Consider the following 13,575-nt stretch of genomic DNA (forward strand, 5'->3'; position numbering starts at 1 on the left):
GCAGCCTTAGAACGTCAGAATCCGGCTTTCCGTGATTACCATATCCAGCGACTGATCGGTGGGCTCCAACGGCAGTCTTTCGGCCTCTTGCGCATCGAAGGCAAAGCCGATCGCCAGGGTTGGGCGTTTGGCGCGCAGCCCTTCCAACGTGCGGTCGTAGAACCCGCCGCCATAGCCCAGACGGCCACCCTTGGCGTCAAAAGCCACCAACGGAACAATCAGGATTTCGGGATCGAAGTAGTCATCGATCTCGGGCACTTTCGCCCCGAACGGCCCGTCCTTCAAAGAGCCCTCAGGCGTCCAACGCGAGAATTTCAGTGGCTGCCCCGCGGCCTGAATCACCGGCACACCAACGGGACCGTAAGCTGTGGCCTCAGCCATTGCAGGCAGCGGGTCAATCTCGGTCCGAATTGGCATGTAGCCGGACATGGGCACGCCCCGATGGCCTGCCAGTATCTCGGACAAACGGCCCGCAGCACCCGGCACAGAAGCGTCAAACGCCGCTTTGCGACGGGCAAACGCCGCTTTGCGTGCCATCGCCTTGATTTCAGTCAGATCGGTCACAGAAGCACCACGCTGGCAAGTCCCAAGAAGATGAAGAAGCCCATGACATCCGTTGTGGTTGTCACAAACGTCCCCGATGCCAGCGCCGGGTCAATGCCCATTCTGTCCAGCAAGACCGGTACTACCGTACCTGCAAAGCCCGCGATGATCATGTTCACGACCAAAGCAGACCCGATCACGACCCCAAGCAGCGGCGAATCGAACCAGAGCATCCCCACGGTGCCCAGAACGATCGCAAAACACAGGCCGTTCAGCATGCCCACCAACAGCTCTCGCCGGATCACACGCATTACGTTCGAGGCGGTCAGGTCGCGCGTGGCCAATGCCCGCACCGCAACCGTTAGCGATTGCGTCCCCGCATTGCCACCCATCGAGGCGACAATCGGCATCAGGATCGCAAGCGCCACCAGCTGATCAATCGCAGCCTCGAATTGTGAAATCACCAGCGAGGCACAGATCGCCGTACACAGATTCACGGCAAGCCACGGCAAACGCCGACGGCTGGTCGCTGCGACGCTGTCCGAAATCGAGCTTTCGTCGCTCACACCCGCCAGGCGCAGAATGTCTTCCTCATGTTCTTCGTCCAGAACCACCATGGCGTCATCGATGGTGATGACACCGACCAAACGGCCATCGGCATCGACCACTGGGGCCGAGATCAGGTGGTACTGGTTGAAAGCATAGGCCACATCCTCTTCGTCCTGATCGACGGGGATGATGTGGAATTCCTCTTCCGCCAGGTCTTTCAGCGGCACTTCGCGCCGCGCGGCCATCAGCTTGCCCAAGGTGATCTGCGCAACAGGCTTCAGGCGCGGATCTACCAGTACGACGTGATAGAACTGTTCCGGCAGGTCATCATTGGCGCGCATGAAATCAATGGCCTGCCCCACCGTCCAATGCTCGGGGGCCATGACGACCTCACGCTGCATCAAACGACCAGCCGAGTTTTCGGGATAGGAGAGCGCCTGCTCTGCCGCGACCCGTTCGGAGTCCTCAAGCGCGTCCAGAATCGTCTCCTGTTGCGGCTCTTCAAGATCCTCCAGCAGGTCAACGACATCGTCGCTGTCCATGTCCCGAACCGCTTCGGCCAGAACGTCGGGTTTCAAGACACCAATGACCTCTTCCCGGACGGCCTCATCCAATTCCGACAGGATGTCGCCGTCGAACTCTTTGTCATAGAGACGGATCAGGCGGGCGCGGTCATAGGGATTGATCTGTTCCAGAAGGTCGGCGATGTCGGCGGCGTGCAGCGGCTCCATCAACTCGACCAACTTGTCGCGATCATCCACGTCTACGGCAAACAGGATCGCTGCAACGGTGCGGCGGTCCAGCGCGTAGACGTCTTCGTCAGCGGAGTCGGTTACGGGATCATCAATGCCTGTGGTCATGTGCTGCTCCCGTTCTTAGTCATGCCATTGGCCCCTAATTAGAAGAAGCAGCTACCGGAAAACAATGACAATGCGCCGATTTACCCTCATCTTTCGCACGCATATGCTGATGAACGGGCTCAAACAGCTAAGGAACAAGGCGAATGGCGCAAAAGACGCTTTTGAAAGGGCGCGTTCTGAGTTTTGACGGCTCCCCTTTTGAGGGAGAGCCAACGGATTGCACCAAACTCGATGAAGCGGTCGTGATCGAGAATGGGCGTGTTCGGGCCGTTGGTGCGCTGGATCGCTTGCGTGCCGTGCATCCGGATGCTGAGGTTACGGACTACGGCAAGCACCTGATCATGGCCGGGTTCGTTGACCCGCATGTGCATTTCCCTCAGACCGCCATGATCGCGAGCTGGGGCAAGCGGCTGATCGACTGGCTGAACACCTATACCTTCCCCGAAGAGATGAAGTTCGGCGATATCGATTACGCCACCGAGATCGCCAACCGGTACCTCGACCTGACAGCCGCGCATGGAACGACGACCATGTGCAGTTTTTGCACGATTCACCCCGAAAGCGTCGATGCCTTTTTCTCGGCCGCCCAACAGCGCGGTCAGCGGGTTGTTGCAGGCAAAACCTGCATGGACCGCAACGCGCCAGAGGGCCTACGGGATACAGCACAAACGGCCTTTGATCAGTCTCAGGCCTTGCTGGAGAAATGGCACCGCGTGGATCGTCTGTCTTATGCGATCACACCGCGGTTCTCGCCCACCTCTACACCCGAACAGCTTGAGGCTTTGGGCGCACTTTGGGCGGAACATCCGCATTGTCTGATGCAAACCCATCTGAGCGAGCAAACTGATGAGATTGAGTGGGTCCGGTCCCTGTTCCCGGATGCGCGCGACTATCTGGATACCTATGAGAAATTCGGCCTGCTGGGACAGAATGGCCTCTACGGTCACGTCATTCATCTGGAAGATCGCGAGCGGGATCGGCTGCGCGAGGTGGACGCCGGTTTAGTGCATTGCCCGACCTCAAACACATTCATCGGATCAGGCCTGTTCGACATGAACGGGCTGATCCGGGACGGCCACCGCGTTGGCCTGGCCACCGATACCGGTGGCGGGTCCAGTTTTTCGATGCTGCGCACCATGGCAGCTGCTTATGAGATCGGCCAGCTGCGTGGCCGCCCCCTGCACCCGGCACAATTGCTGTGGCTGGGTACAGTCGGGTCGGCGCGAACGTTGCGGATGGACGACTGCATCGGCAATGTCGCCCCGGGGATGGAGGCCGATCTGGTGGTGATCGACCTAGCCTCGACCCCAGCCATCGCCCAGCGCGAGGCCCATGCCGATGATCTGTGGGAGGCCGTGTTCCCCACCATCATGATGGGCGACGACCGCGCTATCGCTGATGTCTGGATCGGAGGGGCGCAGGTCGCCCGCTGAATGCGCCTTCGGCACATGCCTCCGGCGTGGATATTTTTAGCCAGATGAAGGGCGGATTCCGCTATTGGGCAAGTGCGCGGGCCAGACGGTTTTGGTCCTCGATGGTGCGCGGCAGGTCAATCGTCGTGATCTGACCGTCGCGCACGATCTGGCGGCCTTCAACGAACAGATGTTTGACCTGCATTGGACCCGCCAGAAGCAAGGCTGCCGGGTCCCAACTGCCCGCGCTTTCGAGGCTTGTGCGGGTATCCCAGACGGCAATATCGGCCCGTTTGCCCGGCATCAGTCGGCCGCAATCGGGGCGCCCAAGCACGTCGGCTCCGCCCCGTGTCGCGATCTCAAGCGCTTCGCGAGCGGACATGGCGTCTGCGCCATTCACCACGCGTTGCAGCAACATAGCTTGCCGCGCCTCGAGCATTAGGTTGCCGTTGTCATTGCTAGCCGACCCGTCCGCGCCCAGCCCCACCTTCACGCCCTGATCCCGCATGGTCCTTACTGGTGCGATGCCAGACCCAAGACGACAGTTCGAGCAGGGGCAATGGGCCACGCCGGTTCCAGTTTTTGCAAACAGGTCAACCTCGACCCCATCCAATTTGACGCAATGGGCATGCCAGACATCTGCTCCGGTCCAGTCCAGCTCCTCGGCATATTGGCCCGGACGACAGCCGAATTGGGCTTCGGAATAGGCGATATCTTCGTCATTCTCGGCCAGATGCGTATGCAGCATCACCCCCTTGTCGCGCGCCAGCAGTGCTGCGTCTCGCATAAGGTCGCGGCTGACGGAAAAGGGCGAACACGGGGCCAGACCCACCCGGCACATCGAGCCCTCGGAAGGATCGTGAAACGCGTCCACCACGCGGATCATGTCGTCGAGAATGTCCTGTTCGCGCTCGACCAGACTGTCGGGCGGTAGGCCTCCGTCACTTTCGCCGATACTCATCGCCCCGCGCGTGGGATGAAAGCGCATCCCTAATTCCGAGGCGGCGGCAATCGTGTCCTCGAGCCGTGCTCCGTTCGGGTAGAGGTACAGGTGATCGGAACTGAGTGTGCAGCCCGACAAGGCAAGTTCGGCCAGACCGATCTGCGCCGAAGTGAACATCTCATCCGGTCCGAACCCCGCCCAGATCGGGTAGAGCGTCTGCAGCCAGCCGAACAGCAAAGCGTCCTGCCCGCCCGGAACCGCCCGTGTCAGCGTTTGGTAGAGATGATGATGCGTATTCACCAACCCGGGTGTGATGACGCAGCCCGAGGCATCATGGACCTCTCCGTTTGTGGTCAGATCCTGGCCAATTTCGGCAATCTGGCCGTCCCGGATCAGGATATCCGCGCCGTGCAGCTCTTGGAGATCATCATCCATTGTCAGGATGGTATCGGCGTTTTTGATCAGTATTTCGGGCATTTCACGCTCCTGCTTCTGCCCGTCTCAAGCAAGGAGTGCATCAGCCAGCGGAAAACGGGCGCAAGAACCGGCTCAGGCCAGTTTACCTACGCGCGGCCAATACGGCAACGACATTCAATAGTTACGCAGGATTTCCAAGGCCGCGGCGTGAACTTCAGCGTTGGCGGCTGCCAAGGCCCTTCCGCCATTGTGGGCCGGGCCACCCTGCCAATCGGTGACGATACCGCCTGCGGCTTCGATCACCGCAATCGGCGCCTGAATATCATAAGCGTTCAACCCGGCCTCGATCACCAGGTCTGCCTGACCGGCAGAAAGCAGGGCGTAGGCATAGCAATCCATGCCATAGCGGGTCAGTTGAACCAACTCAGCGACGGCCTGAAAACCTGCACGATCCTCTGACGTACCAACCTCAGGGAAGGTCGTGAACAGGGTTGCCTGCTCTAAGACCTGTGTGCCGCGCGTTTTCAACGGAGTTGTGCCCAAAGGCCCAGTCAGTTGAGCGATGCCTGATCCGCCAACAAAACGCTCACCGATATAGGGCTGATCCACCACGCCCATGATTGGGCCGTCCTGCGTTGACAGAGCGATGAGAACACCCCAGGTCGGTGTACCGCTGACGAACCCTCGGGTGCCGTCGATCGGATCAAGCACCCAGGTCCTGCCCGAAGACCCCTCAACCTGCCCGAATTCTTCACCTAGAATGCCATCGTCTGGCCGACGCTGTGCCAGAACCGCCCGCATGGCTTGTTCCGCCGCGCGATCAGCCACAGTAACAGGGTCATACCCCCCTGCCAGCTTGTTGTCGGTTTCGAGGTCAGTTTGTCTAAAATACGGAAGAATGGCTGCGCGCGCGGCGTCAGCCATTTCTTCGGCAACTTCAAGGTCGGTTAGGTCGGTCTGGCTCATGCAGCACAGGTGCTGCGAACACAGACCGGTGTCAAGCCATGGAGATTAGGCAACGTCGCTGAGAACGCGTGCCAGTTCAAACAAGCGGCGACGCTGGTTTTCCGGGATCGCGTAGTAAGAGCGCACCAGATCCAGAGCTTCCTTGTCACCCATCAGGTCAGCAGGAAGAGCGCTCTTGTCGGATTTCTCTTTTTGGCCTTCTTCAAGACCTTCAAAGAAAAAGCTGACCGGTACGTCCAGCGCATCGGCAATGTCCCACAGACGGGAGGCACTGATTCGGTTCGCCCCGGTTTCATATTTCTGGATTTGCTGAAACTTGATACCAACTTGCTGCGCCAACTGCTGTTGGGTCATGCCAATCAGCCAGCGGCGATGTCGGACACGCTTGCCCACATGGACATCGACGTGATGAGTCATTGGTATTCTCCTCTACTACACACACATCTGTTGCGGGACTTCGCGCCGTTCACATAAACAGAAGTTAGAGAAGTCCCCGTAAGCATCCCCCAACCAGACATGTGCGATCCCCCGATACAGCACTGCCGTCCAATATTGCCGCTTTTTACTTTTTTTTCAAGTTGGTTGAATTGGAATCTCTGTACATTGGTTTATGGTTGTGCATCTCTGGGATTTTGGCGGCACGGTCTAACCAAACTGTCTTCGTTAGCGCGCCCAATTAGCTGAACGCATTGACAATTTCGCTAATACTGCGACCTATTCCCTGAAAACCGAGATGAACCATCATGCTTGCATATCGCATTGAATCCAAAGGCGCCGACGCGCGAATTGTCGAATTACCCACGCCGACACCTGCCAAGGGACAGGTCAGAATCGCCATTAAAGCATGCGGCCTGAATTTCGCTGATTTGCTGATGCAGAAGGGCACGTATCAGGATACGCCTGACCCTCCCTTAACTTTAGGCATGGAAATCGCCGGCGTTGTCGAAGAATTGGGGCCAGAAGTCTCAGGTTTGAAGGTTGGAGATCGTATCGCCGTGTACTCGGGCCAGGACGGGTTGGCTGAGTACGGCGTGTTTGACGCGGGTCGGGCCATCCCCATCCCGGAAGAGACCAGTTTTGAAGAGGCCGCCGCCATTCAGATCGCCTATGGGACCAGCCATCTGGCACTAGACCATCGCGCCCGGTTGCAGTCGGGTGAAACTCTGCTCGTGACCGGAGCAGCCGGTGGCGTCGGGCTAACCGCAGTGGAGATCGGCAAACTGATGGGGGCAACCGTCATCGCCCAGGCGCGCGACGCTGAAAAGCTGGCAGTTGCACAGGCTGCCGGGGCAGATCACTTGATCGACGCCTCTGAAGACCTGCGCGCCCGCGTCAAAGAATTGGGAGGCGCCGATGTGGTCTATGACGCGATTGGCGGCGACGTGTTCAAAGCCGCCTTCCGCGCCACCAACCCCGAAGGTCGTCTGCTGCCAATCGGCTTTGCTGGTGGCGAAGTTCCTCAAATCCCGGCCAACCACCTGTTGGTCAAGAACCTGACGGTAATCGGCTTCTATATCGGCGGCTACCTCAGGTTCGGCCCCGATATCGTGCGCAACAGTTTTCAGACGTTGTTCCAGTGGCATGCCGAAGGGAAGATCACGCCTCATATCAGCCACACCCTGCCGTTGAACGAAGTCGAACACGGCCTCCGCCTTTTAAAAGAGCGCAAATCCACCGGCAAGATCGTGATTACGCCCTAGCCCACCACGGCCCGAAGGGGCGTGCTGCCCAGCATGCGGAAATTCTGGCGCACCAGTTGCGCCAACGCCTCGATGACTGCATCGCGCCCCGGCTCTCCTCCGTAGAGGTTGATCATATGCGCGGGCAGCTCGGGCAAAACACCACCCGAGTCGATCTGTTCAAGGTGTGCAGCCTCGGTGCCATCTAGCATTGCGTGAATCGCAAGATCAGCGCTGACCGTGGCTTCGATGGTGCGGTCATTCTCGGTTTCGACGGAAAGCTCCCACGGGATACCCGCGGCATCCAGCGCCGCGATAACCTGCGGACGGAACATGCAGCGCCGCCCCAGCGCAATCGGCACCGGATTCTTGCGCCAAGCCGACCCACCCGGTGCCCCGATCCAGCGCAGCGGAAGCTCGGCAATGGTCTCAGACCCGTCTGATGAGGAAGGCTCGGTCGTCAGGATCAGGTCACATTCCCCGCGCTTGAACATATCCTTAAGCTGCAGCGAATAGGACGAGATCAACTGCACCCGCACACGCGGGAAATCGGCGTTGAACCGCTGAAGAACACGCGGGATCGCCGGGTAGACAATGTCATGAGGGACACCCAGAACCACCTCTCCTTCAAAGGCCTGATCCGTGAGTTTCGAGATCACCTCATCATTCAAAGCGATCATGCGACGCGCATAGGCCAGTAACTGCTCGCCCGAGGCGGTCAGCGCGATGGTCCGCCCGCTGCGATCCAGAAGCTCCAGATCCAAAAGCTCTTCAAGGCGTTTCAACTGCATGGAGACGGCTGATTGCGTCAGATGCAGAAACCCCGCCGCGCGCGTAACGCCACCCTGATCGGCCACAGCCACAAAGGATCGCAATGTGGTGATGTCCAGATTTCTCATGTTCACGAATCCTTATGCATCCAATCAAAAATATTCGTTTTTAAAATGTGCCCTAACTCGCCATATAAATCAAGGAAGTTGATGCGACCAATTCAAACCATCTGAAAAACGAAAGGATAGACCATGAACTCGATCGCCCTGAACCGCCCCTGCCCCCAGCACAAACAATCCCTGTTTGCGCGTATACGGTCCGTCCTGTCCGTACGACGTCAGCGCCAACAACTGGCTCGGCTGGATGCCCGCGCCCTAAACGACATCGGCATCACCCGTGCCGAGGCCGACTCCGAGGCCCGCCGTCCCATCTGGGATGCCCCGCAGTTCTGGAAAAGCTGTCTTTAATACTCATGTTTTTTCAGCGATAGGCGATCTGCGGCAGCAGGTCGCCGTTTTTGTTGCGTATTTTAGGCGGAAATACCGCAGAAACTCTTGAAACACAGCTTACAGTTGCCGATATTCAGCAGGAAAGTGGCCAATACTTACGGGCCGCACGCAGATACGTTTAGGGAGACCTTTGTAAATGGCACAATTCGATACGATTCGGACGGCCGCAGGCGCACGCGCCGCCGAGATTGATGAGGGCCTTCGCGCCCATATGAACAAAGTCTACGGCACGATGTCCGTGGGTATGTTCATCACCTTCCTCGCAGCCTGGGCGATCTCGGGTCTGTCGATCACCACCGATCCGTCGGCGGCCGTGGCGCAGCTGAACGCGAACACCTACCTGACCGCGCTGGGTCATTCGATCTATGTCTCGCCGCTGAAATGGGTGATCATGTTCGCACCGCTGGCCTTTGTGTTCGGCTTCAGCGCCATGATCAACCGCATGTCAGCTGCGGCTGCGCAGCTGGTGTTCTACTCGTTCGCCGCCGTGATGGGCTTGTCGATCAGCTGGATCTTCATCGCCTTCACCGGTCAGTCGATCATTCAGGTCTTCCTGATCACCTCGATCGCCTTTGCTGGCCTGTCGCTTTACGGCTACACGACCAAGAAAGACCTGTCGGGCATGGGCACCTTCCTGATCATGGGCGTTATCGGCCTGATCGTCGCGATGGTGGTCAACATCTTCCTGGCCTCTTCGGCCATGGCCTTCGCGATCTCGGTCATCGGCGTTCTGATCTTCGCCGGCCTGACCGCCTATGACACGCAGCAGATCAAGAACACCTACCTGCAGATGGCACATGCCGGTGATCAGGAGTGGCTGGGCAAAGCCGCCATCATGGGCGCGCTGAGCCTGTACCTGGACTTCATCAACATGTTCATGTTCCTTCTGCAACTGCTGGGGAACCGAGAGTAAACCTCTCCCCCACTGCAGAAACCATTCAAACCTGCCAAGACCCGTTCTTGGCAGGTTTTTTTGTTTCCGGAGTTTGCGTAACGGAACCTGTAGCTCTCAGGCGATGGCCGAGCGTCACCCCTCCAGCTTGCGCGCCACCAAATACGAGGCCGGAAAGGCCGCTACAAACCCGATCACCGCAGCCAGCACGATCGGAAGGACTGCGGTGTATCCCATCACCAGAACAGCAATCACGGCTGTGCCTGCGAGGGTAGAGCCAAGGAAGATATGAACGATCAACATAAGGGGGAGCATTGCGACCTCATTCAAGTATTCAACTGTGCGGAAACACTAGCGCATTGCTCGAATTCGGTCCTTGATCTGGGTCAGAGGTTTGGGGGTCGCAGATCACTTGCAGCGACCCGTGTGTATCAGTTCGAGGAAACGCGCGGAGCGTCTGAATGGGGAGAGAAGAACCGCGACCGACCCGAGTGGATGAGTGGCGTCCCAGAATTCATCCAGCATACGAACTCATCCGCGAAAGAGCGGAACCCCGAGGCGCAAAAGCACTTTCAACCGTTGATAAGTAGAACTGAGGGCAGCGCCGACCCGAAGGGTGGCGCAAACGCGCCGCCCCATGGGGGCGGGTCGGCGCGGCCCGGCGGTGCCGCCGGGCGGGTGAGCTACATTTGGTTTTTTTTGACATAGATAGCATCCAAGCTGCGGACAGTATTCATAAGTGTCGCTTAGTGCCGATCACTCCAGTTCCTTGCGAACCTTCCAAGCATAATAGTATGAACTATCTTGCAACTCTGGCGGTTCGGTCACAAGTTTTCTGATGTTAGGCACCATACTCTTCGCAAAGTGACCACCACCCAATGCGGCGGCGATTCCAGAAAGCACGTTGGAAGCTCCAGCAGTAGCGACTGAGGCTAAGATTGAAGCAACTGACAATCCAACATTGTCTATGAGATCACCCTTTAACTTCGTTCGCGAACGACGGATGATCTTTTCTAGCTTAATAAATTCCGGCAGAACTTCTGAGCGGTAAACCTGTTCAAGTGTCGCATCGGTTTCGCTAACGTTGGTAGCAATCTGTTGGATTCTGTCTCTATATTCTTCAAAATGATGCCACTCATTTTCTCTTATCTTCAGGACACTACTTAGATTCTTTGATGCCACGTAGGGTAGCTCAACTGGGAAACTCTTTCTTAAAAAACTCTCGCCAAACGATTTCTCCAAAGCCCTTACTTCGATTTCTGACGAAGCTAAATTCTTGACTCCGGATCGCTCAATCAATGAGTTTTTGATTACAAAGTCTGAGCTAAAGAACTCACTGAGTTTTCTCATTAGCCCCAACCTGTGCACATCATCGTGGCTCAAAATATCCCCTTTGGAAAACGGGAAATCTGGGTCACTAAGCGCGTCAGGAGTGTTGGGAGCCAAGTAATAGTGAGCACCACCGTGTTCAGGATAAAGCTCCGAAGAATCTGCAGTAAACACAAAGTGTTCGTTAAAGACCCCATCGTAGCTAACCGTTACTGAGTTAATAATCTCTTTGTAAATTTCTACTATCGGAAATTTCTCGGCATCGGGCATCGTTTCGCTATACAGTTTTGCAAAACAATCCTGACAAACAGCTTCAGGAGAGAAATCCTCAAAAACGACTATTCCCGCTTCGTATAGCGGTTTCAGGATTTGGACCTGATGGATTGCAAACAGCAACTCGTCAATATGATCTTGATTGATTTCGCTACAAATCGAAATCGAAAAGAGAGCGTGTGAGATGGGATTCGGGACCACTACCCTATCAGCGAACAAAGCTGAAAACGATGCGGTCTCTATCAATTTTGCATTTCGGCAGGACCACATTCGACAACTGGTTGGAAGACCCGCCATTTCTGAGGTGGCAACGTATTGCCACCCGCCATCCATCTTGTCCGCCGCAGGAAGGCTGCCGTCTAATTCTACAGCAATATCAATTGCGTATCCCGAGTCTCCAGCCTCAAACCGTTCTACCTCCACAAAGTCTGACAGACTGTTGAGGTCCGACACGCTAGGACTTCCGGTAAAGTCACTCAAATATTTAACCGTCCATTTTCAATGCAGAGATGAATGCCTCCTGAGGTATATCAACCTTCCCGAACTGACGCATCTTCTTTTTACCCGCCTTCTGCTTGTCCAGCAGTTTGCGTTTCCGCGTGGCGTCGCCTCCGTAGCACTTCGCGGTCACGTCCTTGCGCAGGGCCGAGAGGGTCTCGCGGGCAATGACCTTGCCTCCGATGGCGGCCTGGATCGGGATTTTGAACATATGGCGCGGGATCAGGTCCTTGAGCTTTTCGCACATCGCCCGGCCCCGCATCTCGGCCCGGTCGCGGTGAACCATGGTCGACAGCGCATCGACCGGTTCGTCATTCACCAGCACCGACATCTTGACCAGATTGTCCTCGGTATAGCCGGTCATCTGGTAGTCGAACGAGGCATAGCCCTTGGTCACCGATTTCAGGCGGTCGTAGAAGTCAAAGACGACCTCGTTCAGCGGCAGATCATAGACGACCATGGCGCGGGTGCCCGCATAGGTCAGGTCCAGCTGGATGCCGCGACGGTCCTGGCAGAGTTTCAGCACGTCGCCCAGATATTCGTCGGGCACCAGAATGGTCGCCTTGATGCGCGGCTCCTCGATATGATCGACCTTGGAGGGGTCGGGCATGTCGGCGGGGTTGTGCAGCTCGATCATCTCGCCGTCTTTCATGTAGACGTGATAGATCACCGACGGCGCGGTGGTGATGAGTTCAATATCATATTCGCGTTCGATGCGGTCGCGGATGACCTCAAGGTGCAGCAGACCCAGGAAGCCGCAGCGGAAGCCAAAACCAAGGGCTGCCGAGGTTTCCATTTCGAACGAGAACGAGGCGTCGTTCAGGGCCAGTTTGTCGATCGCATCGCGCAGGTCTTCGAATTCGGAACTGTCGACGGGGAAGAGGCCGCAGAACACCACTGGCTGCGCAGGTTTGAAGCCGTCCAGCGCGTCCTCAGTTCCGTTACGGTCATTGGTGATGGTATCCCCGACGCGGGTGTCGCGGACCTGTTTGATCGAGGCGGTCAGAAAGCCGATCTCACCGGGGCCGAGGCTGTCGACCATCTCCATCTCGGGCCGGAAGACGCCAACACGGTCGACATGATGCAGAGTGCCGTTCGACATGAACTTGACCCGCATGCCCTTTTTCAGCGTGCCGTCCATGATGCGGACCAGAACGATGACGCCGAGATAGGCGTCGTACCAAGAATCCACCAGCATCGCCTTGAGCGGTGCGTCGAGATTGCCCTGCGGTGCGGGCAGTTGTTTCACGATGGCTTCGAGCGTCTCATGGATGCCCTGCCCCGTCTTAGCGGAGACCTGAATCGCGTCCGTCGCGTCGATGCCGATCACATCCTCGATCTGTTCGGCCACGCGATCACAATCGGACGCGGGCAGGTCGATCTTGTTCAGCACCGGCACGATCTCATGATCGGCGTCGATGGCCTGATAGACATTGGCCAGCGTCTGCGCCTCGACCCCTTGGGTCGAGTCCACGACCAGCAGAGAGCCCTCAACCGCGCGCATGGACCGGCTGACCTCATAGGCAAAGTCCACGTGGCCGGGCGTGTCGATCAGGTTCAGCACATATTGCTCACCATTATCGGCGGTATAGTCGATGCGGACCGTGTTGGCCTTGATGGTGATGCCACGTTCCCGCTCGATATCCATGCTGTCGAGCAGCTGTTCCTTCATGTCGCGATCCTTGACCGTTCCGGTCTCTTGGATGAGCCGGTCAGCAAGGGTGGATTTGCCATGGTCGATATGCGCGACGATGGAGAAATTGCGGATATGAGCGAGGTCTGTCATGGATTGGGATATGTCCGGAGTTTGTGGTCTCGTCAAGCGCTGAAGCGTTGCAAAAAAGGCCATCCTCGCAGCTTTCTGACCAGTAGCATTTGCCGGATTCTAGCCAATGGGTAGAATGACTAAAGCGACTGATCCGAATAAGAACCAG

At 57.2% G+C, this 13,575-nt stretch carries 13 protein-coding genes; 4 read left to right on the plus strand and 9 right to left on the minus strand.

What is annotated here, in order from left to right; genetic code table 11:
* Positions 1-6 precede the first annotated feature (6 nt).
* Positions 7-564, minus strand: a complete 558-nt coding sequence (locus ACR0C3_RS13095; RefSeq protein WP_480758838.1) for a 5-formyltetrahydrofolate cyclo-ligase — start codon at positions 562-564, stop codon at positions 7-9.
* Positions 561-1,952, minus strand: a complete 1,392-nt coding sequence (mgtE, locus tag ACR0C3_RS13100) for a magnesium transporter (RefSeq protein ID WP_475220304.1) — start codon at positions 1,950-1,952, stop codon at positions 561-563. Before mgtE ends, ACR0C3_RS13095 begins: the two co-directional genes overlap by 4 nt.
* A gap of 143 nt (positions 1,953-2,095) precedes the next feature.
* Between mgtE and guaD the strand changes: the two genes are divergently transcribed.
* Positions 2,096-3,385, plus strand: a complete 1,290-nt coding sequence (gene guaD / locus ACR0C3_RS13105; protein WP_480758839.1) for a guanine deaminase — start codon at positions 2,096-2,098, stop codon at positions 3,383-3,385.
* A gap of 61 nt (positions 3,386-3,446) precedes the next feature.
* On the opposite strand, the gene ACR0C3_RS13110 is transcribed toward guaD, so the two are convergent.
* From ACR0C3_RS13110 to ACR0C3_RS13120, 3 genes are all read right to left on the minus strand, one after another.
* Positions 3,447-4,784, minus strand: a complete 1,338-nt coding sequence (locus ACR0C3_RS13110) for an 8-oxoguanine deaminase (protein ID WP_480758841.1) — start codon at positions 4,782-4,784, stop codon at positions 3,447-3,449.
* A gap of 114 nt (positions 4,785-4,898) precedes the next feature.
* Positions 4,899-5,690 (minus strand): histidinol-phosphatase, encoded by a 792-nt coding sequence (gene hisN, locus ACR0C3_RS13115; protein WP_480758842.1) that lies wholly within the window; start codon positions 5,688-5,690, stop codon positions 4,899-4,901.
* A 45-nt stretch (positions 5,691-5,735) separates the two neighbouring features.
* Positions 5,736-6,107, minus strand: a complete 372-nt coding sequence (locus ACR0C3_RS13120; protein WP_170377978.1) for a helix-turn-helix domain-containing protein — start codon at positions 6,105-6,107, stop codon at positions 5,736-5,738.
* A gap of 326 nt (positions 6,108-6,433) precedes the next feature.
* On the opposite strand from ACR0C3_RS13120, the gene ACR0C3_RS13125 reads away from it, so the two are divergent.
* Positions 6,434-7,390 (plus strand): NADPH:quinone oxidoreductase family protein, encoded by a 957-nt coding sequence (locus ACR0C3_RS13125; RefSeq protein ID WP_480758843.1) that lies wholly within the window; start codon positions 6,434-6,436, stop codon positions 7,388-7,390.
* Here ACR0C3_RS13125 and ACR0C3_RS13130 read toward each other — a convergent pair.
* A complete protein-coding gene (locus ACR0C3_RS13130; protein WP_170665615.1) occupies positions 7,387-8,268 on the minus strand; it encodes a LysR family transcriptional regulator in 882 nt (293 codons plus the stop codon). The two genes, ACR0C3_RS13125 and ACR0C3_RS13130, sit on opposite strands and share 4 nt — an antisense overlap.
* 123 nt (positions 8,269-8,391) lie before the next feature.
* On the opposite strand from ACR0C3_RS13130, the gene ACR0C3_RS13135 reads away from it, so the two are divergent.
* Together ACR0C3_RS13135 and ACR0C3_RS13140 are read left to right on the plus strand one after the other, a co-directional pair.
* Positions 8,392-8,607: a DUF1127 domain-containing protein gene (locus tag ACR0C3_RS13135; protein ID WP_480758845.1), complete on the plus strand. Its 216-nt coding sequence runs from the start codon at positions 8,392-8,394 to the stop codon at positions 8,605-8,607.
* A 178-nt stretch (positions 8,608-8,785) separates the two neighbouring features.
* Positions 8,786-9,562, plus strand: a complete 777-nt coding sequence (locus tag ACR0C3_RS13140) for a Bax inhibitor-1/YccA family protein (RefSeq protein ID WP_170377970.1) — start codon at positions 8,786-8,788, stop codon at positions 9,560-9,562.
* A gap of 114 nt (positions 9,563-9,676) precedes the next feature.
* Here ACR0C3_RS13140 and ACR0C3_RS13145 read toward each other — a convergent pair whose 3' ends face one another.
* From ACR0C3_RS13145 to lepA, 3 genes are all read right to left on the minus strand, one after another.
* On the minus strand, positions 9,677-9,856 hold the full coding sequence (locus ACR0C3_RS13145) for a CTP synthetase (RefSeq protein WP_170477313.1): 180 nt from the start codon (positions 9,854-9,856) through the stop codon (positions 9,677-9,679).
* Between the two features lie 441 nt (positions 9,857-10,297).
* Complete coding sequence (locus ACR0C3_RS13150) at positions 10,298-11,623, minus strand: hypothetical protein (RefSeq protein ID WP_480758846.1); 1,326 nt, start codon at positions 11,621-11,623, stop codon at positions 10,298-10,300.
* Positions 11,624-11,627: 4 nt separating this feature from the next.
* Positions 11,628-13,427 (minus strand): translation elongation factor 4, encoded by a 1,800-nt coding sequence (lepA, locus tag ACR0C3_RS13155; RefSeq protein WP_170766078.1) that lies wholly within the window; start codon positions 13,425-13,427, stop codon positions 11,628-11,630.
* Between the last annotated feature and the right edge of the window lie 148 nt (positions 13,428-13,575).

This window comes from Ruegeria sp. CK3 (assembly GCF_056536565.1).

Coding starts and splice junctions, on each gene's coding strand:
- ACR0C3_RS13120 (WP_170377978.1), bottom strand. CDS start 6,107: ATGACTCATCACGTCGATGTCCATGTGGGCAAGCGTGTCCGACATCGC.
- hisN (WP_480758842.1), bottom strand. CDS start 5,690: ATGAGCCAGACCGACCTAACCGACCTTGAAGTTGCCGAAGAAATGGCT.
- ACR0C3_RS13110 (WP_480758841.1), bottom strand. CDS start 4,784: ATGCCCGAAATACTGATCAAAAACGCCGATACCATCCTGACAATGGAT.
- mgtE (WP_475220304.1), bottom strand. CDS start 1,952: ATGACCACAGGCATTGATGATCCCGTAACCGACTCCGCTGACGAAGAC.
- ACR0C3_RS13145 (WP_170477313.1), bottom strand. CDS start 9,856: ATGCTCCCCCTTATGTTGATCGTTCATATCTTCCTTGGCTCTACCCTC.
- ACR0C3_RS13135 (WP_480758845.1), top strand. CDS start 8,392: ATGAACTCGATCGCCCTGAACCGCCCCTGCCCCCAGCACAAACAATCC.
- lepA (WP_170766078.1), bottom strand. CDS start 13,427: ATGACAGACCTCGCTCATATCCGCAATTTCTCCATCGTCGCGCATATC.
- ACR0C3_RS13140 (WP_170377970.1), top strand. CDS start 8,786: ATGGCACAATTCGATACGATTCGGACGGCCGCAGGCGCACGCGCCGCC.
- ACR0C3_RS13125 (WP_480758843.1), top strand. CDS start 6,434: ATGCTTGCATATCGCATTGAATCCAAAGGCGCCGACGCGCGAATTGTC.
- ACR0C3_RS13130 (WP_170665615.1), bottom strand. CDS start 8,268: ATGAGAAATCTGGACATCACCACATTGCGATCCTTTGTGGCTGTGGCC.
- guaD (WP_480758839.1), top strand. CDS start 2,096: ATGGCGCAAAAGACGCTTTTGAAAGGGCGCGTTCTGAGTTTTGACGGC.